The sequence below is a fragment of the Anaerosporomusa subterranea genome, assembly GCF_001611555.1.
Taxonomy (GTDB): Bacteria; Bacillota; Negativicutes; order Sporomusales; family Acetonemataceae; genus Anaerosporomusa; species Anaerosporomusa subterranea.
Genome location: NZ_LSGP01000017.1, coordinates 31,585 through 54,807 on the forward strand (window position 1 = coordinate 31,585; position 23,223 = coordinate 54,807).

The following is a 23,223-nucleotide window of genomic DNA, read 5'->3' on the forward strand; positions in this document are numbered from 1 at the left end:
ACTCTGTGGCTAACGTACTCGGCGTTCTGCTTCATTCGCCAACAATCCATGCTTTAATGCATAGCTCACTAACTCCGTCCGTTTGCTAAAGCCGAGCTTCTCCATCATTCGTGTTTTATAGGTATCTACTGTTTTGACGCTGAGCGTCAGCATGGCCGCGGCATCGCTGATTGAATGGCCGCGTGCCAGCAGTTTTAGCACTTCGCGTTCACGCGTACTCAAGACGACATAAGGATCATCAGCCGGTTCCTGTCCATGGCTGTCTGTCAACAGGCTGGTAAGCAAACACTGCAGGTGATTCGGACTGAGGAACCGCTTACCTTGCCTGACGCAGTTGATGGCTTCAAACAGCTCGGTATCGACGGCTCCCTTTTGCACAAATCCCATCGCGCCTGCTTGCATGACTTCGCGTACATAATTCTCATCCTCATGCATGCTCAATACGATCGCACGGATAGCCAAACCACGGCTTTTGATTTCGCGAATGCATTCCATCCCGTCCATATTGGGCATAGATAAATCCAACACGATGATATCAGCGGGAGTTGCTTCCATGATGTGAAGAGCCTCCAGGCCATCGGAAGCTTCGCCGACGACCTTCAGGCCGGGACGGCTTTCAAGCAGCATTTTCAGGCCTGATCGTAGCAGGATATGGTCATCGGCTAAAATAATTCTCACAGTTTGCATAGTCATTCCTCCCTAGGATTGGGGACGACAACAGTGATAACAGTTCCCTTCTGAGGTGCTGAACTGATGGTAAGTGTACCGCCCAATAGCGCGGCCCGTTCTCGCATACCATATAAGCCCAGGCGATTATCTTTTCGCGTATGGTCAAGAGATTTGACAATAAAGCCTTTGCCATCATCACTGATGATCAGCTCAATGTGATTTTCTCTGATGTCTATCGTGATTTCAACACTTTGGGCGTCGGCATGTCTGATGATATTTGTCAGACCTTCCTGGAGGATCCGGTATAGAGCCATGGCGGTCGGCCCATGCACGCGGCCGTCGATTGCGGTAAAAGATACTAGGATGCCGTGGCGCTGCTCAAATTGAGTCAGGTATTTGCGGACAGCTGGGAGCAGGCCTAGATCATCAAGCACTGGCGGCCGGAGTTCGACAGCTAGATCGCGAATATCGCGCAGTGTGTTGGCGGCGAGATCTCTCGCTCCCAACAGAATTTCGCGTTGTTGGGCATCGGTGGTTCGGTCTGCAAGCATTCGCATTGACACCAGCAGCGAGGTCAGAGCCTGACCGGTTTCGTCATGCAATTCACGGGAGATCCGTTTGCGTTCATCTTCTTGGGCGGAAAGAACCTTGTTAAGTAGGACTTTGCGCAGCCGCTCTTTACGAGCAAGCTCAGTCAGTAGCCTATCCCTCTCAACATTGGTGCGTGATAGACTCTGCGCCATCTGGCCGAACGCCTTTGCCAACAGTCCGACCTCGTCGTGGCTGCGAGCAGGAACCTGAACATTGAGTTGACCACGGCTAATTTGGTCGGCGCTGAGAGCCAATTGAGTGATCGGGCTGGCAATGCGCGAGGCCAAGTTGGCGGCTAGGAGCGCAGCCAGTAAGCAGACTGCTAAGGTAGCCAAAATTAGGTTTCTGAGGTGGGCGGCGATCTGGCCACGCATCGGATCTTCGAGCAGACCAACGCGAACATAGCCGACTTCGCCTTGCTCAATCGGAGCCAGGATGTCTCGCACCATCCCTTCGCTGGTATTCAGTCTGACAATGCTAACACTTGATCCGATGCCAGGATTGGCTTGCATGAGCCCGCGCGGTACGCCCTGGCTAAAGGTGTGGGCTAGTACACCCTGCTTTGCGTCTTGTACAACTACATAGGAGACATCAGTGTTGTTTTTACGGGTTTCGCTGATTAGTTCATGCAGTGAGTAGCGGCTATCAGTTAGTACATGGTCGGCGCTGAGTGAAGCGATATGACGGGTGACCTCCATGCCCCGCTGGTCAAGCTGTTGGCCGGTCAAATCATATAACGAATTCCACAGCAGTAATCCTAATAAAATCCCCAGCAGAGCCAGCATCGAAAGGGCGAGCAGCAAGATTTTGTGATACAGCGTCAGACGGGAGAAGTTCTTCAACTGTCTCGCCTCACTTCTCGCAGCATGGCGCGGATCCCATCGTATAGTTCAGGCTGAGGCGGCAAAAATCGATCAATATGCAGACCACCCAAGACTACAGCTACGGAATCTTCTTCATGCATGGAAAGAAATAATTGTCGCAAAGTGGTTTTCTGCTCTGTGCTCAAACCACGACGAACTACCACCGGCTCGGTGCCTGCCGCCTCAGATACGCCGATAATTTTGATCGCGTCAATCAGCTCCGGACTGCGCAGTTGAGTATATTCGTACACGAGGCTGTTGACAATCGCCCCGGCAGCGACATTGTTGGCAACTGCCCGCAACGATTTATCATGACTATAGGTGAATGTATATGAATGAAAAAAGGAGTCAGGAGTCTGGTGCATTTTTTCCAGTGTATACGCCAGCGCAATATAGCCAGAGTAGCTCAGCGGATCAGAAAAAGCAAAGGTTTTTCCGCGTAAGTCAGCCAGAGATTCGGCAGCACTAACACGGGGCACAATGATATAACCCCGGTAATAGGGCAAGCCGTTGCGTTGTTGCATTGCCAGTAGCTCAATCTCATTTTGACCAGACAGAGAAGCATAGGCGCCGCTAGAGAAAAATGCCAGGTCAGCCCCGCCCTTAGCTAGCAGGACTCCGACCTCAGCATAGCTTTGCCGCTGAATAAGAACTACAGGCCTCTCCAAACGGCGGCTAATATAATCGGCGATTTGCCGGTAATATACGATCGAATCCTTGGGCGAAAGCACAGAAGAGATGGCAAGCCGCAGCGGCTTTGGTCCGGATGCCGGACTAACCGCTGGGTCAGCATCTTCAACTTTGTTGAAATCAATATAGGGACCTGGGGTCTGGCGCATCTCGACAAAGGTAATCGCAGCGATGCCAATCACGAAAAGTAGGCTGATAACCAGACGGCGAAAAACGGCAGCGCGGCGCGATCGGAGGTTGTTCATGGTTAGTCTCCTGCCAAATGCTTGATATTTCAGTATTCGCTATCAGCGGTTTGTTTTCCTACCTGTTAGCCTGCTCCTTCCCTGTCTGAGCAAGACGATGCGAGCCTCAGTGCTCAACCCTATGAACCAACGCAAAGCCGGACTCAGCGTTCGACAGTAAAAGGCCCCCAGTATTGAAGTACTTCAATACTGGGGGCCTTTTTTGTGAGAAACTATGGTAATGGTACATTCAGCAGGACCGCAAATAGATAATACAGCGCGCCAGTAGTGACAAATGAGCTGATAACTACTTTTTTCCACCAGTAACTGATGCTGTCTGCAATGACGATGCCTGCTATTGTCAAGAAAACCGGCGTTGTCGTCAGGAAGCCAATGTGCGGCAGTAATGCGACATAGATAACCATGGCGACCATGATAACAACTAGTGGCTTTGATGGCAGGTCAGGAACAGTCTCTCCCTTTTTGCCAAGCACTGCGAACAGCAGGATGCCGACCGAAAACGCCGCCAGCAGCCCGGCCACCAGTTTCGGGAAAAAGGCTGGGCCGAGAGTGTCCGCAGCCACGGGAAACGTGCTGGCTTCCAGGTATACATATGCCGCCAGTAGTAGCAGCAAGATGGCGGTAGTGATATTTACCTTGCGCATGATCTAACCTCCATTACTTTGCATGCTGACAGGGAAAGTCTTACTTCTTCTTGGTCAGGCCGGCTTTTTCCATCAGCGGTTGGAACATCTTGGTTTGCTCATCCATGTATTGTTGCATTTGGCTGTTGCTCATATAGCCCCTGCCAAAGTTGCCTTTTTCCATAAACTCAACAAATTTAGGGTCTTCAATTGCCTTTTTGAATGCGTCATGCAGAGTTTTTACGACATCATCCGGAGTTTTCCCAGGGACGGCTAGGCCGCGCCAGGTACTGATGCTGACATCGACTCCCTTTTCTTTGGCAGTCGGTACATCAGGGAAGCCTTTTAGTCGCTCTGTTGCATGAACGCCTAACATGCGGAGTTTGCCGGCTTTGACGTGTTGGCTGACTTCAGCGGCGCTGACGGTGACAGCATCAATGTGGCCGCCTAAGAGATCCGTGATAGCAGGGCCAGCGCCACCAGGGAACGGAATCAGGTTAAACTTGACGCCGGCTTTATCTTGCAGACCGAGAGCGGCTAAATGCCAAATCGCGCCAGGAGCATTGGCACCGACTTTCAGCATGCCGGGGTTGTCTTTGGCTGCTTTTATGAAGTCTTCATAGGTTTTATACGGGCTGTCAGCACGGACAGTCAGAGCAGACGCGTCTGAATTGGCGAGAATGACAGCTTTGAAGTCACTCGGCTTCCAGGGAACCATGCCCTGAATCGGGTTCATGACCACTTCGACGGCAGTCATGGTGACCGTGTAGCCATCTGCCGCAGCGTTAAGGCCTTCTGTCATGCCAGTAGCGCCATTGGCGCCGACTTTATTGACAACTGTGACCGATTGGCCGAGGATAGGTTCAGCCGATTTGGCGAGCGCGCGGGCAACTGCGTCGGTACCGCCGCCGGCGGCAAACGGAACGATAATGGTTACCGGTTTGGTCGGGAACTTGGGAGCTTCGGCTTTCTTCTGGTCACCGCAACCAACTACGGCCAGAGCCACCAGGGAGAGGATCACAAATCGGAATAGGAACTTACGAGAGTTCATGCAGGATACCTCCGTTCAGTGGATTATTTTAGACTGACCTTACGATCAGGCAGCCTCACGGCGGTGGCTCGGCGGCGATAAGCGGCGCCTAGCTGTGTTGGCTTTGCCCTGCAATCCTCAACGTACATTCCATGTACGCCTCCGGTTGCAGTGCTGCAGCCGCCTTGCTATGCTTGCTTCTCGCCACCTCGCGCTCGGTGGCGATGAGAGGCGCCTAAGTTGTGTTGGCTTTGCGCTGTAATCATCAGCGTACATTCCATGTACGCCTCCGGTTGCAGCACTGTAGGCGCCTTGCTATGCTTGCTTCGCCACCTCACGTTCGGTGGCGATGAGCGGCGGCCGAATCACGGAATTTACGCTTCTTCTTTTGGCAGATCGACGCCAAGCTTTTTAGCCATGCGGTTTTGATACCATTCCTGGGCCCAAGGCCAAACCAGCGTAATGAGGCCAAGACTCAGCAGGACCAATGAAATCGGGCGAGTAAAGAAGACACTGGCATCCATGTGGTTCATCAATAGTGAGCGACGCAGGTTTTCTTCTGCCATTGGCCCCAGCAGCACGCCTAAAATCAGCGGTGCGGTGGGCAGGGCGGCTTTTTTCATTAGATAGCCGATAATTCCGAATACGACAACCGTATATGCAGGCATAATCGTGCCTTCTGACGCATATGTGCCGATTACACACAGGGTTAAGATGGTTGGCCAAAGGATGGGTTTGGGGACGGTGGTCATTTTAGCGAAGAAGCGGGCGCCGAACAGGCCGATCGGCAGTACCCAAAGGTTTGAGATGATTAGTCCGAGGAACAAGCCGTAAACAATCTCGGGATGCTCAGTAAACAGCATCGGGCCAGGGCGTAATCCCTGCAAGATAAGCGCTCCCATCATGATCGCGGTAACCGGGTCACCGGGCACACCCAGTGTTAACATTGGCACCAAATCGCCGCCGACCACTGAGTTGTTGCCTGCTTCTGAAGCCGTCAAACCCTCGAGCGATCCATGACCAAATTCTTCCGGTTTCTTTGACCAGAGTTTGGCTTGGGCCCAGGAAACAAAGGATGCGATATTCGCGCCAGCGGCAGGCATGATGCCAATAAACACGCCAAAGATGCAGCCGATGATCGTGGGTTTAATCATTTGCCTGACTTCGCTCATAGTTAAGGACATGCTATTGATTTCAAATTTGGTGAAAGTCTTTTGTTTGCGATTGCTGTTGTCAATTTGGTACAATACTTCCGCCAAGGCGGCTGTACCGACCATAACCGCTAGAAATGAGATTCCTCCTATTAAGTCAGTGCTGTCAAAGGTAAAACGGGCAAAGCCTGTCATCGGGTCCATACCGATAACCGCCAACAGCAGCCCAATCATGCCGGATGCGAAAGCCTTTAGAACCGAGCCTTCAGCTAAACTGGAGATGACGGCTAGACCGAAAACGGCGACTGCGAAGTACTCTGGAGCGCTGAAACGCAACGCAAATGTAGCCAGCGGCGGAGCTACCGTCATTAATACAAGAACGCCAAAAATGCCGGCGACGACTGATGCGATGCAAGCAATTGAAATTGCTTTGCCGGCGTGACCTTTTTGCGCCATCGGGTAGCCGTCAAAGGTGGTGCTAACAGCTGAGGGAGTGCCAGGTGTCGCCAACAGAATGGCAGGTATCGCTCCGCCAAACATGGCTCCGACGTAGATGCCGGATAATAGCAGCAGTGCGCTGACCGGAGGTATGCCAAATGTCAGTGGCAACAGTAGTGCGACAGCCATGGTGGCACTAAGCCCAGGCAAGCAAGAGACCAAGACGCCGGCCAGAGCGCCTAGGAGAATCATTAACTGTACGTCAAATGAGGAAATAGCCTGTAACCCTAAAAACCAATTGTCGAACATCCTGACGACCCCCATAAAAAGATAATTGCAAAAATTCAGTTATCTAACAAAATATTCTGCTTCTGCCAGCGAAATCCTGCTGTGTCCAATAATAAAAATCCCGCGCAACAGCGCGGGATTTTTATTATTTATTTGTTTGCCGTTTTTCCCAACCTTGACGGAATAGCGGCAGCCAGTTGCCTGGTTGATAGGGGTGTTTGAGAATCTCTTCAATGTTTAGATCAGTTCCCAGTCCTGGACTGTCTGGCGGGACGATATATCCGTTATCAATATGCATCGGATTTGTAAGAATCTCTTTTTCCCAAGGCTCATTAAATTCATCAAAGATCTCATGCAGAAAGAAGTTTGGTGTCGCCATGTTAAGATGCGCACAGACGATAGAGCAGATCGGCCCTTGGGCGCTGTGAGGCGCGATGACGCCATTGGCGGCATGGACCATGCCGGCCACTTGCTTCGAAGCAGAAATGCCCAAGAATTGCGGTTCGAGCTGGATGATGTGCACGGCATCATGTTTGAGCAGCTCCATGAACTGCTCGCGGCAATAATAGTCTTCGCCGCAGGCGATAGGAACCGGGCTACGTTTAGCGACTTCCACCATAGCGGAAATGCGCTGCGGCGGGACGGGTGCTTCAAACCAGGTTGGGCGATAAGGCACCATTTTTTCCGCAAACTGTAATGCTGTATGTACGCTGAAACGGTTGTGACCTTCGATCAGCAGATCAGTGTCGTCGCCGACAGCTTCGCGGACAGCCTTAATGATTTCGATTGCCAGATGAAAGTCTTTTGGCTCTACTGTACGCCAGGCGTCGCCAAACGGGTCAAACTTTAGAGCGGTGTAGCCTTTCTCTTTGACGATTTTTGCTTTTTCCGCAAAGCTCTCTGGCGTGCGCGGCCCACGATACCAGCCGTTTGCGTAGATGCGCAGTTTATCATGGCACTTGCCGCCAAGCAGTTTATAGAGAGGCTGGCCGGTGACTTTGCCCATGATGTCCCAGCAGGCGGTTTCAATTGCAGCTAAGGCCGAGCCCTGGATTTGTCCGCCGTCAGAGAAGACATCACGGAACAGGCGCAGCGACATGACTTCTACATCAAACGGGTCCATGCCGATGACAACGTGGCTAAGCTCATGAATAGCAGCTTCCACAGTCTTAGCAAAGCCGTTGAGCGTTCCTTCGCCGATGCCATGGATGCCTTCGTCGGTATGTACCTTGACAAACAACCAATTTTTCCAAGGGTTTCCGGCGATGAATGTTTCTATCTTCGTGATTTTCATCTGAGAGCCTCCTTGATTATATTGATAGTTGAAATAAAGGACCTGGCCTGCGCCAAGTCCTTTATTGATATTGTTAGGGCAAGGGAACGTTCAACAGCACAGAAAATACTGTATAGAGAACGCCAGTGGTCGCAACGCCACTGATCACAATCGCTTTCCAGCCTTGTTTTATGTCTTCGCTGATGACCGCGCCGCAGGCAATGAGAAATAGCGGCGTGGATATCAGGAATCCAACGAGTGGCAGAATCACCATATATACTCCGGTGACTGCGAAGATTTCCAGCAGTGATTTCCTGGGCCGTGACGGTGCGTCTTCGGATTTCTTCTTCAACAAAGCTGTAATCAGCTGCCAGCCTGCGAATGCTGCCAGCAGTCCGGCGATCAGTGTCGGGAAGAAGCCAGGCCCGAGAGTGCCGGCTCCCTGCGGAAAGCTGCCAGCCGTTACGATAACGTAAGCAGCTAGAGCGATGAGGATGACAGCAGAGATAATGTCAAGTTTACGCAACGGCTATACCCTCCTGAGTGAAGACTTATTTCTTCAGCAAGCCAGCCTGTTCGATCAGCGGTTTGAACATAGCGTCTTGTTGAACGATGTATTTTGACAGCTCATCAGCAGATTTGTAGCCAATGCCGAAGCCGCCTTTATTCATGAATTCGACAAATTTCGGATCTTCCATGCCCTTCTTGAACGTGTCATGGAGAACTTTAACGACTGCGTCAGGCGTTTGTTTAGGGACCAAGAGGGCACGCCAAGTAGCGATCTCGACAGCGACACCTTTTTCTTTGGCAGTAGGAACGTCTTTGAATTCTGGCAGGCGTTCAGGGGTCATAACAGCCAGGATGCGAACTTTGCCAGCTTTGACGTGTTGAGCAACTTCGGCGGCGCTGACGGTGATGGCGTCGACGTGGTTGCCAAGCAAATCGGTGATGGCGGGAGCTGCGCCGCCTGCGTACGGCAGGATGTTTGTTTTGATACCGGCTTTGTCTTGCAGACTAAGAGCCGCCAAATGCCAGATAGTTCCGGGAGCGCTGGCGCCGACTTTTAGCGTGCCGGGTTTCTCTTTGGCTGCTTTGATGAAGTCTTCCAGAGTTTTGTAGGGGCTCTCGGCAGGAACCGATAGAGCAGCAGCGTCAAGGTTTACCATCATAACTGGCTTGAAGTCTGTAGCTTTCCAAGGAACGTTGCCCATCAGCGGATGCAGCACAACTTCAACCGGTGCAAAGGTAACAGTATAGCCGTCTGGCTTAGCATTTAAGCCTTCAGTTAGACCAAGCGCATTGCCGGCGCCCGGTTTGTTGACAATAGTGACAGCTTGACCAAATAGGGGCTCGGTAGCTTTGCCGAGGGCGCGAGCTATGGCGTCTGTGCCGCCGCCTGCTGCTGTGGGAGAGATGATGGTGACAGGCTTGGTGGGGAATTTCGCCTCTTGTTTTTTGTCGCCGCCGCAGCCGCTCATGACAACGAGTGTGAACAGTGCTACAAGCAGCAGGGCCAGGTTTCTTTTTGACATGATTTCTCCTCCTCATACTTTTGTGTATATTGTGATCCCTTTGAACGGGACGGACACCGATTACTCAAGCGGACCTTCAATACCCAGCTTCTCAGCAGTGCGCTTTTGATACCAGTCCTGGAACCAGGGCCATACGAGAGTGAGCGCCGCGACCAGTAGCAGGCAAAGTGATATTGGGCGGGTAAAGAAAATGGTAGCATCCATATTTGATGACATAAGAGCCCGGCGCAAGTTTTCTTCCGCCATCGGTCCGAGCAGAATGCCAAGAATAAGCGGCGCAGTCGGCAGCTTTACTTTCTTCATCGCATAGCCGATCAAGCCGAACAAACCGAGGGTATATACGGCGGCCATATTCGATTCAGCGGCATATGAGCCAAGTACGCACAGCGCCAGAATCGTAGGCCAGAGGATTTCTTTACGAACCGAGCTCATCTTTGCGAAGAAACGGGCGCCAAACAGTCCGATTGGCAGGACCCAGATATTTGAAATAATCAATCCAAGGAATAGACCGTAGACGATATCAGGATGCTCGGTGAACAGCATCGGTCCGGGCCGCAAGCCTTGAAGAATCAGTGCGCCCATCATTACCGCAGTTACCGGGTCGCCGGGGATGCCTAAGGTCAGCATCGGAACCAGGTCGCCGCCAATAACGGAATTGTTGCCTGCTTCAGAGGCTGTCAGTCCTTCAATGGAGCCTTTGCCAAACTCCTCCGGGTGCTTTGACCACATTTTAGCCTGCGCCCAGGAAACAAAGGAAGCGATATTCGCTCCGGCCGCCGGCATGATGCCAATAATAACGCCTAAAACGCAGCCAATAATGGTTGGCTTAACCATTTGCCTGAGCTCCTGTTTAGTTACATGCATGTTGTCAATCGTGTATTTAACATTTGTCTGTTTGGTTTCGGTATCAATTTGATACAGTACTTCCGCCAGAGCGGCGGTACCGACCATGACTGCGAGGAAGGAGACGCCGCCGAGAAGCTCGGGAATGCCATAGGTGAACCGGGCAAAGCTGGTAATGGGGTCCATGCCGATTACCGCGAGCAAGAGTCCAAGCATGCCGGAGGCAAATGCTTTAACAACCGATCCTTCCGATAAGCTGGAGATGACAGCCAGACCAAATACAGCAACGGCGAAGTATTCGGGTGCGCTGAACTTGAGCGCAAACGCTGCAATCGGCGGTGCAATGAGAGTAAGCACCAGGACACCGAATATACCCGCTACTACTGATGCAATACAGGCTACACTGATGGCTTTGCCCGCTTTGCCGCTTTTTGCCATTGGATAACCGTCAAAGGTTGTGCTGACCGCTGACGGCGTGCCCGGCGTCGATAGCAGAATCGCCGGAATGGCGCCGCCGAACATCGCGCCTACATAGATACCGGATAAGAGTAAGAGGGCGCTGACAGGACCCATGCCAAATGTGAGCGGGAGCAGTAGAGCAACTGCCATGACCGCGCTGAGCCCAGGCAGGGAGGAAACAAGAATTCCAGCCAGCACGCCCAGCAGAGCCATGATTTGCACCTCAAAAGATGCAATTGCCTGTAGGCCCAGCCATAGGTTTTGAGTATCTACCATGGATTAGAAACACCTCCGTTTAAAGTAGTGTGTTGTTGGTTTGTTTTAGTTTATGGGTTGACGCAAAACCGGAGGGGTTTATTTTCAAGCCCGTTAATCAGGTTTTCAGCCGCAATCAGCGCCATGGCGGTTCGTGTTTCCACCGTTGAACTTCCCATATGGGACGTAATGACGACATTGTCGAGTGTCAGAATAGGATGGTCTGCCGGTATCGGCTCAGGATCAAAGACATCGAGGGAGGCAAAGGCAATCTTCCGGGTTTTAAGAGCTTCAATCAGAGCTGCGCTGTCGACAATCGGTCCCCGTGCCATATTGATCAAAATAGCGCTTGATTTCATCAACGCGAATTTTTCTTTTGAGATCAGATGTTTCGTTTCCGGCGTTAACGCTACATGCAGACTGATAAAATCAGATTCGGAGAGGAGTTTATCAAGCGGCATAAATTCGCAGTCGGACACAGTTTTCGGCATGGGGTCAAAGTAGGCGATGCGCATGCCGAACGCTCGTGCCCGTGCTGCCACTGCTTGACCGATCTGTCCGAAGCCTACGATACCGAGGGCCTTGCCTTTTACATCAGTTCCCAACATAAAGGTGGGAATATTATACTTCCATTCGCCGGAGCGGACAAAATTCCAGCCTTCACAAAACCGTCTGGCGGCAGTGAGAATATGGGTCATGGCAAGATCGGCTGTTGCATCAGTCAGTACGCCGGGAGTATTGCCGACCGGGATGCCGCGTTTGCTGCAGGCGGCAATATCAATATTGTCATAACCGACTGCTGGCTGGCTGACTACTTTCAGCTTGGGCGCGGCGTCCAGTAAAGCCTGATCAACCCGTTCGCCCACGCAGAACAGCCCATCGCAATCCTTTACCCAGTCTATTAGGGTTGCTGCATCAATTGGTGCATCCTGCTCCCAGACACGAACCTCGCATTTCGAGCGGATCAGCTCCATGGCAGGCGGCATCACCGGTCTGGTCATCACGACACGAAATCGTTTTGTCATTTATTATTATCCCCTAACTATTCGCTAAGATTCGATCTTGGCCACCGAATTGACTAATTGCGCGCAAGCCTCGTAATATAAGCCAACGTCGACCGAATACGACAAGTACTGAACACCAGCTTTTTTCCAGCGCTCCACCGCGGCAAGTGTGTCGGTAAAGGTGCCGACGACGACGCCTTTCTCTTTGCACTTAGCGCAAATTTTCTCCATTTCAGCGATGACAAGCGGATGGTCGACCTGTCCCGCGACACCGAGTGACTGCGAGAGGTCATATGGTCCGATAAAGAGGATATCGATACCCGGTACAGAGATGATCTCTTCGAGGTTATCAATAGCCTTTTTACCCTCTAACTGAAGAATAATTAAAGTCTCGTTTGACTCCCGGAAGTATACCTGCCGGTCTGCGCTTGAATAGCCTGCAGCTCTAACAAAGCGGCAAACGCCCCGATCGCCGCAGGGGGCAAACTTGGTTAGTTTCAGAACCTCTTCAACTTGTTCTTTCGAGTCAATTTGCGGAATCTGTACTCCGGCTGCACCGATATCTAGAGCGCGGGAGATGTCTGACGGCGTCTCGAACGGCACACGGACAAGAGGCAGGATGCCGGCAATCTCGGCAGACCGGATCAGGTTTTGCAGTGACAGGATGTTGTTTGGGCCATGTTCGAGGTCAAGGATGATGAAGTCAAACCCGGCATGACCGGAAGCCTCAACGAACGCCGGATCGCTAGTCTTGGAGAACGGGCCCAGAACATATTCGCCTTTGGCCAGTTTCTGTTTGAAAGCTTGCAGGTTACGGTTCATAACGATTCCCTCCTATTTATTGTACTTGCAGGGGAGTGTGAATTGCCGCAGGAATTCCATAATGGATTCCTCGTCTTCGTTTGATAGTGGATATGACGGACGGCGGCAGTAGTCACCGTCAATAATACCCCGCTTGCGTAGAACAGTTTTTTCAACTTGGATGATGTATTCGCAGTCCTGCATCCAGCGTGTAATGTAGTTCAGCAAGCGCTTATGATTCTGCCGGGCCTCTGGTTTCCCAGCGACATAATCATGGTAAATGGAAAGATATATTTCAGCAAAGGAGCAGCCTGGCATAACTCCTTTGCCGCCAATATCAAGAACCTCCAACATGTATAAGCCGGCGTAGCCGACCAAAACGGTCGCTTCCGGCCGACGGGCAAGAAGTTGGCTGATATAATCTATCGGCGGGTTAGCCTCAATTTTAAACATAGCCCGCGGAAATTGGTCATAAATGGCGACGAGTTCTTCCACAGCAATACCGACTTTGGTTTCCGCCGGTGCGTATTGAATGAGGACTGGAATATTTACAGCCGCGAGAACGGCGAGGATATGCTCTTTAACTGCCCGTATCGGCGGGTTCAGGAAGTATGGCGGCAGTACCATCAGGCAGTCTGCCCCAAGCTTTTCATAGTGCTTTGCCCGTTTTACTGCAACCTCTAAACTATGATCGGTTACAGAGATCATGCTGAATACGTCTGACGCTTTTGTTCGGGCAACAAAACGCTCAGCCAGTTCCTGCTTTTCCACATCAGTCAGCTTGTGAAACTCGCTGGCAATGCCGAAGAGCGTTAAGCCATGCACACCACTTGCGATCAGATGACCCAGCAATCGGTCAAAACCAATGAAATCGACCTCGCCGCTATCGGTAAAGGGCATGGCAATGACTGGACAAACTCCTTTGATTTGCTTCAAAGATTTTCCCCCTTAGCCATCTTTATTATCCTTCACACTCTGATATGCGTCGAGTTGTCCGATGAAACAGTTCATCATTTTCCGTACATTTTCAGCAGCTTGTTCAGGAGAGCGCGCCTTAATCGCTTCAAGGATCTGACCATGATAGTCAAAGCCGATTTCCGGTCCCATGGCTTTAATCATATCTGTGTAATGCATGTATAAGATATCTTTAAGGATTGTCATTACATCAACCAGCATCTGGTTGTGTGAGGCTTTCGCTATTGAAAGATGAAATGTAAAGTCGGCGGCAATATACTCGGCAAGATCGTCGCAATGAATGAGAACATTCATTCTCGAGTATGCTGCCTCGATTTGTTCGATCTCATTCATTGTTGCTCTCTCAGCGGCGAGCATTGCGCACTCAATTTCGATGCCGCGTCTGAGTTCAGATACATCCCGGTCATCCCGGTAGGTGAGAAGCATGGTGGGGATAAGCGAACGAAAGTAATGAGCAGGTGACGTCTTAAGTACAAATGTCCCTTCGCCCACACGTGCATCAAGCAATCCCAGTGCAATCAACTTTTGTAGCGCAGCCCGAATGGATACCCTGCTGACCGTAAATGAGGCTGCTAGTTCATTCTCTGATGGAATTTTTTCTCCTGGCAGCCACTGTCGATTTACGATAAAGCGGAGAATTTGATCAAAGGCTTGGTCGGTAACCGACTGTTTTTTAATTGGTTGAATTTCCATTTACCCTCCGACCGCCCGTATGCCGAGCGGAAGCTTCATGCGAAATAAGTGGCGCCATATCCTAAGAAATTGTCAGGAGTTGCGGTTGTATGTAATATTGTAATACAATCCGACATTTACGATTATTCAACACAACCTGTAGTATTCCTGCTAAATTGTTGTGTGAAGAAAAAAATATTCTTCATACAGAGTAAGTAAACCATAATAAAACACTAAGCTCCCGGCACGCCGGGAGCTTAGTGTTTTAGAGCTTCAATAGCTTTTTAGAATCAGCGATTTCTGATGTTGGCGTGCGTACAACGACAGGCCGTAATTCATCAGGAAGTAGATTAACGCGATCATCCCAAATAGGGTGAAGACTTGTGCGGAGGAACCGTATTTTCCCATGATAATCATGCCTTTGCCTGTTAGGTCTTCGATGCCGACCGCCCAAACGAATGAGGTATCTTTGATAATGGTGGTGAATTGGGACGCCAAAGGAGGAATCATGTTCCGCAGCGCTTGGGGTAAAATGATGTGTCGAAGTATCTGAAGATAGGTGAAGCCTTGCGATACAGCAGCTTCCCATTGACCTCTAGGAATCGAGTTTAGTCCGCCACGAATTATTTCGGCGATAACGGCAGATGTAAAGAGCGTCATCGCGCTAATTCCAGCGATCAGCGGGTCGAGCGGCGTCATAAAGCGGACTCCAAGGATAAACAGCAGGAGCGGCGTGTTCCGAACCGCCTCAATGTAGACAGCGGCGACAGTCGACAGCAGGCGTTTCTTTGAATAACGAGCTACCCCGAGTGCCATGCCAAACAGCATGCTTAACAGAATGGAGGCGACGGCGATATACAGAGTCGTTAACAGTCCTTGCAGCAAAAAACTAAATATCTCTGGCTTAAAGAGTTCTTGCATCATAGCGCCACCTCCGACTTGCGCTCCAGCTTGCGCGCATAGGTGGCCAGCGGCAAGCAAAGACTGAGATAAAGCAGGCCGGTGACGATATAAGCGGGACCGTAATACAAGTTGTTGCTGGACCAGGAGTCCGCATGGTACATCAACTCGCCGCCGGCAACCATCGCCAAGACGGAGGTGTTCTTAATCAAGGCCACTGCCTGGTTTGTCAGCGGCGGGTAGACGATCCGTTTGGCTTGCGGCAAGATGATGTGGCGCATTGCCCGCCAGTATGTGAAACCTTGCGACGCGGCGGCTTCCTTCTGACCGCGCGGTACGGCTTCGATACCGGCCCGGACAACTTCCGCGATATAGGCGCCATGGTAAACGCCGACTCCTAGAACGCCTACGATGAACACCGGCAGCATGACCCCCAGATGCGGCAGGCCGTGGAACAGGAAGAATACCTGGATGACGAGCGGCGTATTCTGAATGCACTCTACATATATCCGGTTGATAACCCGGAACGGTTTGTATTCCACTGTGCCTAATACGCCAAAGAGGATGCCGAGTGCAAGTGAGAGGACCAAGCCACAGACTGACAGGAGGATGGTTACGGCAAACCCCTCCGCGAAAACTGGCCATTCCTGGAACAGGGACTCCCACTTAAACCAGGCGAAGGGACCAGGCATTTACTTGAGACCCCACTTTTGAATCAGTTTATCCAGTTCACCTGACTTCTTCATGTCGCTGATGGTGGTGTTGACAAGTTTGGCCAGGGCTTCGTTGGATTTTTTCGAGGCAACGCCGTATTCCTGCGGGCTAAAGCGGTCGGAGAGAATGACAGTGCTGTCGTCAAGATAGCCAAAGAGGATGGCGGCGTCGACAGAAAACGCATCGACCCGGCCGGAGTCAAGCGCAGCCTTGATTTCCGGGTAGGTGCCGAATTCGAGGAAGCTGACCTTCGCGCCTAATTTATCGGCTGCGTCCTGAACTGCTTTCTTCGAGGTTGCGCTTTGGGCTACGCCGATTTTCTTGCCATTGAGGTCTGCAAGGCTTTTGGCGCCGGTGGCTTTCTTAACCATCAGAGCCACGCCGTCAGTAAAGTACGGATCGGAGAAGTTGTAGCTTTTCTTGCGCTCCTCAGTAATTGTGAATGTGGCAATAACTAGGTCGATTTCACCATTGTCAAGCAGCGGGCCACGAGTCTTGGCGGTGACGCCTTGTACATCGATTTTATTTTCGTCACCGAGTACCTTTTTCGCGATTGCTTTTGCTAAATCAATTTCCATACCTTCGGTTTTATTGGTTTTTGGATCTTTGAAGCCAAATTTTGGAACGTCGACTTTGACGCCGACCTTTAGAACGCCACGGTCCTTGATTGCTTTGATATCGGCAGGTGCGCCGGTATCTTTGGCGGCCGGTGCCGGCGTTGAACCGCAGCCAGCGGCGAAAAAAGCTGTGAGAACTAAGAGACCAGCCATACGAATGAGACCTTTTTTCATAAATAAGTCCTCCTTAATTTTTGCGTTATATAGGTGCTTAACGTAATATCCTGCTTAAGAACAATTTTGTCCGTTCGTGAGTCGGATTGGTAAAGAAATGCTCTGGCGATCCCTCTTCCAGTATCTGACCACCGTCCATAAAAACAACCCGGTCGGCGACTTGGCGGGCAAAGCCCATTTCGTGAGTGACGACAATCATTGTAATGCCCTCCTGAGCCAGGCTGATCATTACGTCAAGCACCTCTTGAATCATCTCAGGGTCAAGCGCCGAGGTCGGTTCGTCAAACAGCATGATTTGCGGCTTCATATTCAGCGCCCGGGCGATAGCCACCCGCTGCTGCTGTCCACCAGACAACTGGGCGGGATAGGCGGCTGCCTTATCTCGCAAGCCTACCCGCTCAAGGAAGACGAGGCCGGACTCTTCCGCCTCCGCTTTGGCGACGCCTTTAATCAGGATAGGAGCGAGAGTCACATTTTCGAGAACGGTTTTGTGCGGATAAAGGTTAAATTGCTGGAATACCATTGCCACCGATTCGCGGATTTTGGTGACAGGAGCGTTGGGAGCGGTGATGTCGATGCCGTTCACGGTAACCGAGCCTGAAGTTGGCTTCTCCAGTAGATTGACGCAGCGGATCAGTGTACTTTTGCCAGAGCCGCTGGGGCCAATCACAACTACTTTTTCGCCGGCGGCGACGGAAAGGCTGACATCCTTTAGAACATGAAGTTTCCCAAAATGCTTATTGATGCCTTTTAACTGTATCACGTAGCGATGTCTGCCTCCTTTCAATGAAGACAACAAAAAACCGCCCAGCTAAGCCGATAGGCTATAGCAGTGCGGCGTCATTGTCGCGTATGTTTCCTGCAGGATGTTTATATATTACATTCATCAGCTGAGTTTGTCAATATGATAATAAATATGTAATATGTAAAGGTGCTCTAAGGACTCCACAAAAAAAGATCACCGCGCTACACTCGCGTTGCGAATGTAGTGAAGCAATCTTCTCTACGGCTCATTTGCACCCGTATGTGTCACTCGCGGCGATCGCTAACGAACATTCTGCATCCCAGAGGGGCTATCGACTAATTTCCGCTGAACAACAGGCTCAGCAATACGATACCGCCCAATGTGTTCATCATTCTCTTGTGACGATCATTCTCGCGTTCTTGACGTTCATGCCATTCGTGATAGGATTCATAGTCATAACGTTGCATTTCACGCTCATGCCAGGCTCGTTCAGCTCGGATACGCTCACGGCGCTCCTGCTCTCTATCGTGACGATACTGCCTCGATATCCGTTCTTGTTCCTGGCGATATTGCTCTTCGCGTTGTTGTTGCGCCCGCCGAAACCGCTCCTGGCGGTGTTTCTGCTCTTGTTGATGCTGCCTCTCAAGGCGTTGATGTTCCCGTTGCTCTTGTCTATAGTCATTCCGCGGTGATGCTTCGAGAGTAGCCACGCCCATGCCTACCTGAAGGATACCGATCATCGAATACACGATCACATTCTTCACGATCTTATTCATGGATAACCCCTCCTTTATTTACTAACCTAATTATAGATTGGAAATATGACAAAATTGTGACTGCAAAGTCAGATTTTATCAAGTTTAAAAATGAAATTTCAGTAAATAAAAAAAGGACATCCGGTCAGGTTTTGCCGAATGTAACCAAAGACTATATTAACTATTGCAGGGAATGGGAGACGCGATGGAAGCCAATACAAGTACTTTGTCTGCAACTTTAACAGAAAAACCAACCCGGGCCCGTTATCTTATTCTGCTTCTGGTTTGCTTGATGACTGCTGCCAACTTCATTGGCCGAACCAATCTTGCTGTGGCGGCGCCATATATGCAACAAGAGCTTGGCATAACGCCCGCAATGATGGGCATTGTTTTTTCGGCGTTTAACTGGACGTATACTCTCATGCAACTTCCCGGTGGTTGGATTGTCGACCGTTTTGGTTCAAGAAAAATCTATAGTGCAACGATGTTTCTCTGGTCATCGTTTATCGGCCTGATTGGTTTAGTTTCAAATGTAACTGCTTTGGTGGTTTGCCGACTGAGTCTGGGAATTTGCGGCGCACCGACCTATATTGCGAATAGCCGGATTGTGACTGCGTGGTTTCCAGCCAAAGAACGCGGCCTAGCGATTGGCGCTTATATAGGTTCGCAGCATATTGGCTTGGCGTTCCTGACACCGCTGATTACTTGGCTGATTGTTGCTTTTAGCTGGCGATATGTTTTTTATATTACCGGCATCCTCGGTGTCGGCTTGGCGGTAATTTGGTATTTGGTTTATCGGGAACCAGCCAACTATTGTCGGATCAATGCCCTGGAATTAACACACATTTGTGATGGTGAAGCCTTGAACGATTCAACCAGTGAAAGCCAATTCAGTGGTAAAGATATCAGACAGATGTTGAAGCATCGTCAGTTATGGGGAATGTTTATCGGCCATTTCGCCATGAACTCTACCTTGTATTTTTTTATTACCTGGTTTCCGTCTTATTTAGTTAACGCCAAAGGTCTTACACTAATTGCCGCTGGCTTTTATGCCGCAGCCCCTTTTTTAGCCGCTATGGCTGGCGTAACCCTTGGCGGCAAGTGGTCAGACTGGATGCTCTCACGCGGCTATTCACTGGGAATGGCCCGCAAAATGCCAATGGCTGTTGGCCTGTCGTTTTCTTGCTGTATTATGCTGGCCAATTACACTAGTGACATTTGGTTAATCATCTTGATTATGTCAGTGGGATTTTTCGGTCAAGGCATAGGTACTTCCTGCGGTTGGGCGCTATTGTCTGATATTGTCCCCAAGCAATTGATCGGCATTTCCAGCGGCATCTACAATTTTGCTGCCAATCTTGGCGGCTGTATTACTCCGCTGGTTATCGGCTTTATCGTACAGAACACTCAATCGTACGAATTGGGGTTGGCATTCGTATCGTTTATCGCATTATTGGGGGTGCTGGCATACGTGTTCGTGATGGGGCGGCCTTATCGAATGGAGTTAAGGCAAGACAGTATCATAGGGAGTGAATGACATATATATGGCCCATCTCAAATGCTATTTCTCCGTTTCCTCTGTGTACTCTGTGGTAAAGGTAGCTTCGTTGCTTCCTGCGGGTACCCTTGCCTGATCAAGCTGCGGCAAAAGCATACCGGCCAGCATCAGTGCACAGCCCAGCAGTCCCCGCAGGCTCATGTCTTCCTGTAACAGCAGCCAGCCGCCTATAGCGGCAAAAATGGTTTCCATACTGAGGATAATTGCGGCATGAGTAGGTTTGGCGTTTTTCTGACCAACAACTTGTAGAGTGTAAGCGATACCGACAGAGGCAACGCCGCCGTAAAAAAGGGGGATCGCCGCCTGTCGGAGTGCTTCAAGTGTAATGCTCTCGAAGGCGAGGGCGACTCCTAAACTGAGAACTGAGCAGATAATAAATTGGATACAAGAAAGCTGCAAAACATTAACACGGCGTGAGAAGTGATCGATAATCAGGATATGCAAGGCCCAAAAAATGGCCCCAGCCAAAGCCAGGGAATCGCCATATGCAACTGAGAACTGCTCAGTAACGCTCAATAGATAGACGCCGCAGGCTGCGAGAAGGGCGCCTGCCCATGTACTTCCGGAAATCACGTGTTTAAAAAACAGGCCCATTAGAGGAACTAGAATAAGATAAAGACTGGTTAAAAAGGCGGCCTTCCCGGCAGTCGTATAGACTAAAGCGACTTGTTGCAAAGAAGCGCCGACGAATAGGACAGTCCCGGCAAGCACTCCCGGCAGAAGTGCTGATTGCTGTGGTTGAGGGACAGCAGCTGACTTTTGTCGGCTATGATATTCGTAGAGTAGCAGCGGTGTCAGGGACAAGCTGCCGAGAGCGAAGCGGACGCCGTTAAACGTAAACGGACCGATATATTCCATCCCTACGCGTTGCGCCACAAACGCAAATCCCCAAATCGCCGCTGTGAGCAGCAGCAACAGATTGGCCGTATATTCTTGCTGTTTCACTAGGTTCTCCTTCCATCGCATCAAAAGGCATGAAGCCGTCGCCAACGTCGACGGCTTCATGCCTTGCGTTATTAGCTGGGATATTTCAAGTGCAAGAGCGTATAGTTGACCATAAGTGTTTGAATTGATTAATAGAGTATTCTAAGGCATTTTCTATATTTCCTCCTAACCCGCGAAATTTATGAGAAGGCCTCCCAGCGTATTCTACAGGGAGGCCATTGCTGTTGTTCAATTTGTCTATTAGTATCCGAAGGCCTTGTTGTGGGAATCACGAAGGATTTTAATGACTTCCGATTCGGCGGTCTGTTCAAATTGCTGATAATACATTCCTACTGCAATGAAATCTGCAGGCTGTAATGGACAGATAAGGTCATCAATCTCACTACTCAATGACTCTGCAACGTCTAAAGGAGCCACAGGGACTGCAACTGCAAGATAGGAGGGGGCCTGCGACCGAAGCCAGTGAATGGCCGCTCGAATTGTATACCCTGTTGCTATGCCATCGTCAATGATCACGGTGGGCCTTCCCTTTACATGAGGCAGCTCTAAACTATTGGTATAAGCGGAGAGACGACGCTGAATTTCCTTAGATTCGGCTTCAATCCAGTATGCGAGCTCTTTTTCGGAGAGCTTGAGTCGGAAGACCATATCGTCATCTAAGATAGCGCTTCCGTCAGGCATGACGGCGCCAATGGCCACCTCGGCATTTCGCGGATGGCCAATCTTTCTTGTTACAAGAACATCAATGGGAACATGCAGAGCTTTTGCTACTGGGGCTGCCACTACAACACCGCCCCTCGGAACAGCCAGTAGGCAAGGATTCTTGAAGTTGTAATTAGCCAAGAGCTGGCACAAAATTTCTCCTGCGTGGGTACGGTTGTTGTACATGAGAATCCCTGCTTTCATCATAGCCAGTAGTTTCTGGTCTTGATTATAATATCCGGTGATAAAGCATTGTATTTTGTTTTGTTTATTAAATTGAAAAACCTAAAAAAAACGCAAAAATTTCTATAAAATAAGGGGTTACTCAATTTTCAGAATAAAGGTAAACTAGTGATGATAGAACAAATTGTCCAGAATCGGTAATTAAAAAACGGGAGGTAGAATTAATGTCTAAGCGTTTATTGGTTGCATTGATGATTCTTGCGCTGGCCGGCACTCTGGTGGCTGGTTGCGGTGGCAAGAAAGACGCCAAACCTGGTGAGCAGAAGGCTGCCCCAAAGCTTACTTTCCGTCTGGCAGAAACGCATCCGCCTGAGCATCCGACTGCTCAAACAGACAAAGAGTTTGCTAAACTGGTTTCCGAACGTTCGCAAGGCCGCATTAAAATCGATGTATTCGCTGGAGCGCAGTTGGGTGAAGAAAAAGCCGCCATTGAGCAAGTACAATTAGGGGCAATTGAGTTTACCCGTGTTAGTTCCGGTCCTTTGGCTGAGTTCAACAAACAGCTCGGCGTATTCTCCTTACCTTATATTTTCAATTCTGACGACCATATGTGGAAATACCTCAATGGCCCTGGCGGCGAGAAACTGCTAAAAGGCATTGAGTCCTCCAAATTCATCGGTCTGGCTTACTACACTGGCGGCTCGCGTAACTTCTACGCCAAAAAGCCGATCACTAAACTCGAAGATCTCAAAGGCATGAAAATCCGCGTTATCCAAAACAAAATCAACATGGACATGGTCCAAGCTCTAGGTGCTAGCGCCACGCCGATGCCTTGGGGCGAAGTATTCAGCGGTTTGCAAACCGGCGTTATCGACGCAGCTGAGAACAACTGGCCAAGCTTCCTGTCCTCTAACCACTACCAAGTGGCAAAATACTGGATTTCTGACGCTCACCAACGCGTTCCTGAAGTCTTAATGATGAGCAAGGTTGCTTGGGATAAGCTATCTGACGACGACAAGAAATTGATCAAACAAGCTGCTGCCGACTCAGTAAAAATCCAGCGCGAACTCTGGGCTAAATCAGAAAAAGAAGCTGAAGCCAAAGTCCGCGCCGCTGGCGTAACAGTAGTCGATGTCAAAGATCTGAAACCTTGGCAAGATGCTGTTAAACCGGTTATTGATAAGTATGGCACAGAATATAAAGAGACTTTAGCTGAGATTGCCGCTGCTGGCAAATAACCTCATATGACAGAGGCGCCGCACCTCCGAGCGGGGGTGCGGCGCCTTTTGGTTTAACTAACAGAGATTATAAGTTTTGGGGCTTCAAGCCTTGGAGCGCAAGAGCGGAGCACTGCGGCACAAAATGCACGAGCGTCATTACACGATAATCAATAATAATAAAGGATCTTTTGCTTCGCTAGTGTACCGCTAGTGCCGCTTGTGTTCGCCGTACGGTTATATCCCAGTCACACAAGGACCGCCATAGCGGTTTTTGTATCTATGGAAGGATTTGTGGTAATTTTGGAGAA

Annotated in this window: 23 protein-coding genes; 2 read left to right on the forward strand and 21 right to left on the reverse strand. The window is 50.2% G+C overall.

Annotated features, from left to right (window positions below):
- Positions 1-9 precede the first annotated feature (9 nt).
- The 19 genes from AXX12_RS07740 to AXX12_RS07830 all read right to left on the reverse strand — a co-directional run bounded on the left by AXX12_RS07740 (position 10) and on the right by AXX12_RS07830 (position 18,328).
- A complete protein-coding gene (locus AXX12_RS07740) occupies positions 10-687 on the reverse strand; it encodes a response regulator (RefSeq protein ID WP_066240551.1) in 678 nt (225 codons plus the stop codon).
- A 2-nt stretch (positions 688-689) separates the two neighbouring features.
- Positions 690-2,102 (reverse strand): HAMP domain-containing sensor histidine kinase, encoded by a 1,413-nt coding sequence (locus AXX12_RS07745; protein WP_066240554.1) that lies wholly within the window; start codon positions 2,100-2,102, stop codon positions 690-692.
- Positions 2,099-3,058 (reverse strand): substrate-binding domain-containing protein, encoded by a 960-nt coding sequence (locus AXX12_RS07750; protein WP_066240557.1) that lies wholly within the window; start codon positions 3,056-3,058, stop codon positions 2,099-2,101. The genes AXX12_RS07745 and AXX12_RS07750 overlap by 4 nt, the downstream gene beginning before the upstream one ends.
- Positions 3,059-3,270: 212 nt before the next feature.
- Positions 3,271-3,702: a tripartite tricarboxylate transporter TctB family protein gene (locus tag AXX12_RS07755; protein ID WP_066240559.1), complete on the reverse strand. Its 432-nt coding sequence runs from the start codon at positions 3,700-3,702 to the stop codon at positions 3,271-3,273.
- Positions 3,703-3,742: 40 nt separating this feature from the next.
- Entirely contained in the window at positions 3,743-4,732 is a 990-nt protein-coding gene (locus AXX12_RS07760) for a Bug family tripartite tricarboxylate transporter substrate binding protein (protein ID WP_066240562.1), read from the reverse strand.
- 353 nt (positions 4,733-5,085) lie between these two features.
- Positions 5,086-6,609 carry a tripartite tricarboxylate transporter permease gene (locus AXX12_RS07765; protein ID WP_066240565.1) on the reverse strand — a complete coding sequence of 508 codons (1,524 nt, stop codon included), beginning with the start codon at positions 6,607-6,609 and terminating at the stop codon, positions 5,086-5,088.
- A gap of 124 nt (positions 6,610-6,733) precedes the next feature.
- Complete coding sequence (locus AXX12_RS07770) at positions 6,734-7,882, reverse strand: mandelate racemase/muconate lactonizing enzyme family protein (protein WP_066240568.1); 1,149 nt, start codon at positions 7,880-7,882, stop codon at positions 6,734-6,736.
- A 73-nt stretch (positions 7,883-7,955) separates the two neighbouring features.
- Positions 7,956-8,387, reverse strand: coding sequence for a tripartite tricarboxylate transporter TctB family protein (locus AXX12_RS07775; RefSeq protein WP_066240571.1), 432 nt, complete (start codon positions 8,385-8,387; stop codon positions 7,956-7,958).
- Between the two features lie 25 nt (positions 8,388-8,412).
- A complete protein-coding gene (locus AXX12_RS07780; protein ID WP_066240574.1) occupies positions 8,413-9,393 on the reverse strand; it encodes a tripartite tricarboxylate transporter substrate binding protein in 981 nt (326 codons plus the stop codon).
- Between the two features lie 60 nt (positions 9,394-9,453).
- A complete protein-coding gene (locus AXX12_RS07785; protein WP_066240576.1) occupies positions 9,454-10,971 on the reverse strand; it encodes a tripartite tricarboxylate transporter permease in 1,518 nt (505 codons plus the stop codon).
- 50 nt (positions 10,972-11,021) lie between these two features.
- Entirely contained in the window at positions 11,022-11,975 is a 954-nt protein-coding gene (locus tag AXX12_RS07790; protein ID WP_066240578.1) for a 2-hydroxyacid dehydrogenase, read from the reverse strand.
- A 24-nt stretch (positions 11,976-11,999) separates the two neighbouring features.
- The gene (locus AXX12_RS07795; RefSeq protein ID WP_066240581.1) at positions 12,000-12,776 is read right to left on the reverse strand and encodes an HpcH/HpaI aldolase family protein; all 777 of its coding nucleotides are present in this window, start codon (positions 12,774-12,776) and stop codon (positions 12,000-12,002) included.
- Between the two features lie 12 nt (positions 12,777-12,788).
- Positions 12,789-13,691, reverse strand: coding sequence for a dihydrodipicolinate synthase family protein (locus AXX12_RS07800; protein WP_074431347.1), 903 nt, complete (start codon positions 13,689-13,691; stop codon positions 12,789-12,791).
- A 12-nt stretch (positions 13,692-13,703) separates the two neighbouring features.
- Complete coding sequence (locus tag AXX12_RS07805; RefSeq protein ID WP_066240583.1) at positions 13,704-14,423, reverse strand: FadR/GntR family transcriptional regulator; 720 nt, start codon at positions 14,421-14,423, stop codon at positions 13,704-13,706.
- A 252-nt stretch (positions 14,424-14,675) separates the two neighbouring features.
- Positions 14,676-15,326: an amino acid ABC transporter permease gene (locus AXX12_RS07810; protein WP_066240588.1), complete on the reverse strand. Its 651-nt coding sequence runs from the start codon at positions 15,324-15,326 to the stop codon at positions 14,676-14,678.
- Positions 15,323-15,994 (reverse strand): amino acid ABC transporter permease, encoded by a 672-nt coding sequence (locus AXX12_RS07815; protein WP_066240590.1) that lies wholly within the window; start codon positions 15,992-15,994, stop codon positions 15,323-15,325. Before AXX12_RS07815 ends, AXX12_RS07810 begins: the two co-directional genes overlap by 4 nt.
- Positions 15,995-16,807, reverse strand: coding sequence for a transporter substrate-binding domain-containing protein (locus AXX12_RS07820; RefSeq protein ID WP_066240593.1), 813 nt, complete (start codon positions 16,805-16,807; stop codon positions 15,995-15,997).
- 37 nt (positions 16,808-16,844) lie between these two features.
- Positions 16,845-17,570 (reverse strand): amino acid ABC transporter ATP-binding protein, encoded by a 726-nt coding sequence (locus AXX12_RS07825; RefSeq protein ID WP_066240597.1) that lies wholly within the window; start codon positions 17,568-17,570, stop codon positions 16,845-16,847.
- Positions 17,571-17,887: 317 nt separating this feature from the next.
- Positions 17,888-18,328, reverse strand: coding sequence for a hypothetical protein (locus AXX12_RS07830; protein WP_066240599.1), 441 nt, complete (start codon positions 18,326-18,328; stop codon positions 17,888-17,890).
- A 184-nt stretch (positions 18,329-18,512) separates the two neighbouring features.
- Between AXX12_RS07830 and AXX12_RS07835 the strand changes: the two genes are divergently transcribed.
- Positions 18,513-19,844, forward strand: coding sequence for an MFS transporter (locus AXX12_RS07835; protein ID WP_066240601.1), 1,332 nt, complete (start codon positions 18,513-18,515; stop codon positions 19,842-19,844).
- A gap of 24 nt (positions 19,845-19,868) precedes the next feature.
- On the opposite strand, the gene AXX12_RS07840 is transcribed toward AXX12_RS07835, so the two are convergent.
- On the reverse strand, positions 19,869-20,810 hold the full coding sequence (locus AXX12_RS07840; protein WP_066240604.1) for a DMT family transporter: 942 nt from the start codon (positions 20,808-20,810) through the stop codon (positions 19,869-19,871).
- 240 nt (positions 20,811-21,050) lie between these two features.
- The gene (locus AXX12_RS07845; protein ID WP_066240607.1) at positions 21,051-21,698 is read right to left on the reverse strand and encodes a phosphoribosyltransferase; all 648 of its coding nucleotides are present in this window, start codon (positions 21,696-21,698) and stop codon (positions 21,051-21,053) included.
- 221 nt (positions 21,699-21,919) lie between these two features.
- On the opposite strand from AXX12_RS07845, the gene AXX12_RS07850 reads away from it, so the two are divergent.
- Positions 21,920-22,933 carry a TRAP transporter substrate-binding protein gene (locus AXX12_RS07850; RefSeq protein ID WP_066240610.1) on the forward strand — a complete coding sequence of 338 codons (1,014 nt, stop codon included), beginning with the start codon at positions 21,920-21,922 and terminating at the stop codon, positions 22,931-22,933.
- Positions 22,934-23,223: the final 290 nt, after the last annotated feature.

What these genes read in the sequence shown, in the direction of transcription:
- AXX12_RS07785 (WP_066240576.1), bottom strand. Translation starts at nt 10,971, where the DNA reads ATGGTAGATACTCAAAACCTATGGCTGGGCCTACAGGCAATTGCATCT.
- AXX12_RS07740 (WP_066240551.1), bottom strand. Translation starts at nt 687, where the DNA reads ATGCAAACTGTGAGAATTATTTTAGCCGATGACCATATCCTGCTACGA.
- AXX12_RS07770 (WP_066240568.1), bottom strand. Translation starts at nt 7,882, where the DNA reads ATGAAAATCACGAAGATAGAAACATTCATCGCCGGAAACCCTTGGAAA.
- AXX12_RS07760 (WP_066240562.1), bottom strand. Translation starts at nt 4,732, where the DNA reads ATGAACTCTCGTAAGTTCCTATTCCGATTTGTGATCCTCTCCCTGGTG.
- AXX12_RS07750 (WP_066240557.1), bottom strand. Translation starts at nt 3,058, where the DNA reads ATGAACAACCTCCGATCGCGCCGCGCTGCCGTTTTTCGCCGTCTGGTT.
- AXX12_RS07755 (WP_066240559.1), bottom strand. Translation starts at nt 3,702, where the DNA reads ATGCGCAAGGTAAATATCACTACCGCCATCTTGCTGCTACTACTGGCG.
- AXX12_RS07845 (WP_066240607.1), bottom strand. Translation starts at nt 21,698, where the DNA reads ATGTACAACAACCGTACCCACGCAGGAGAAATTTTGTGCCAGCTCTTG.
- AXX12_RS07780 (WP_066240574.1), bottom strand. Translation starts at nt 9,393, where the DNA reads ATGTCAAAAAGAAACCTGGCCCTGCTGCTTGTAGCACTGTTCACACTC.
- AXX12_RS07850 (WP_066240610.1), top strand. Translation starts at nt 21,920, where the DNA reads ATGTCTAAGCGTTTATTGGTTGCATTGATGATTCTTGCGCTGGCCGGC.
- AXX12_RS07790 (WP_066240578.1), bottom strand. Translation starts at nt 11,975, where the DNA reads ATGACAAAACGATTTCGTGTCGTGATGACCAGACCGGTGATGCCGCCT.
- AXX12_RS07805 (WP_066240583.1), bottom strand. Translation starts at nt 14,423, where the DNA reads ATGGAAATTCAACCAATTAAAAAACAGTCGGTTACCGACCAAGCCTTT.
- AXX12_RS07795 (WP_066240581.1), bottom strand. Translation starts at nt 12,776, where the DNA reads ATGAACCGTAACCTGCAAGCTTTCAAACAGAAACTGGCCAAAGGCGAA.
- AXX12_RS07830 (WP_066240599.1), bottom strand. Translation starts at nt 18,328, where the DNA reads ATGAATAAGATCGTGAAGAATGTGATCGTGTATTCGATGATCGGTATC.
- AXX12_RS07835 (WP_066240601.1), top strand. Translation starts at nt 18,513, where the DNA reads ATGGAAGCCAATACAAGTACTTTGTCTGCAACTTTAACAGAAAAACCA.
- AXX12_RS07815 (WP_066240590.1), bottom strand. Translation starts at nt 15,994, where the DNA reads ATGCCTGGTCCCTTCGCCTGGTTTAAGTGGGAGTCCCTGTTCCAGGAA.
- AXX12_RS07820 (WP_066240593.1), bottom strand. Translation starts at nt 16,807, where the DNA reads ATGAAAAAAGGTCTCATTCGTATGGCTGGTCTCTTAGTTCTCACAGCT.
- AXX12_RS07810 (WP_066240588.1), bottom strand. Translation starts at nt 15,326, where the DNA reads ATGATGCAAGAACTCTTTAAGCCAGAGATATTTAGTTTTTTGCTGCAA.
- AXX12_RS07765 (WP_066240565.1), bottom strand. Translation starts at nt 6,609, where the DNA reads ATGTTCGACAATTGGTTTTTAGGGTTACAGGCTATTTCCTCATTTGAC.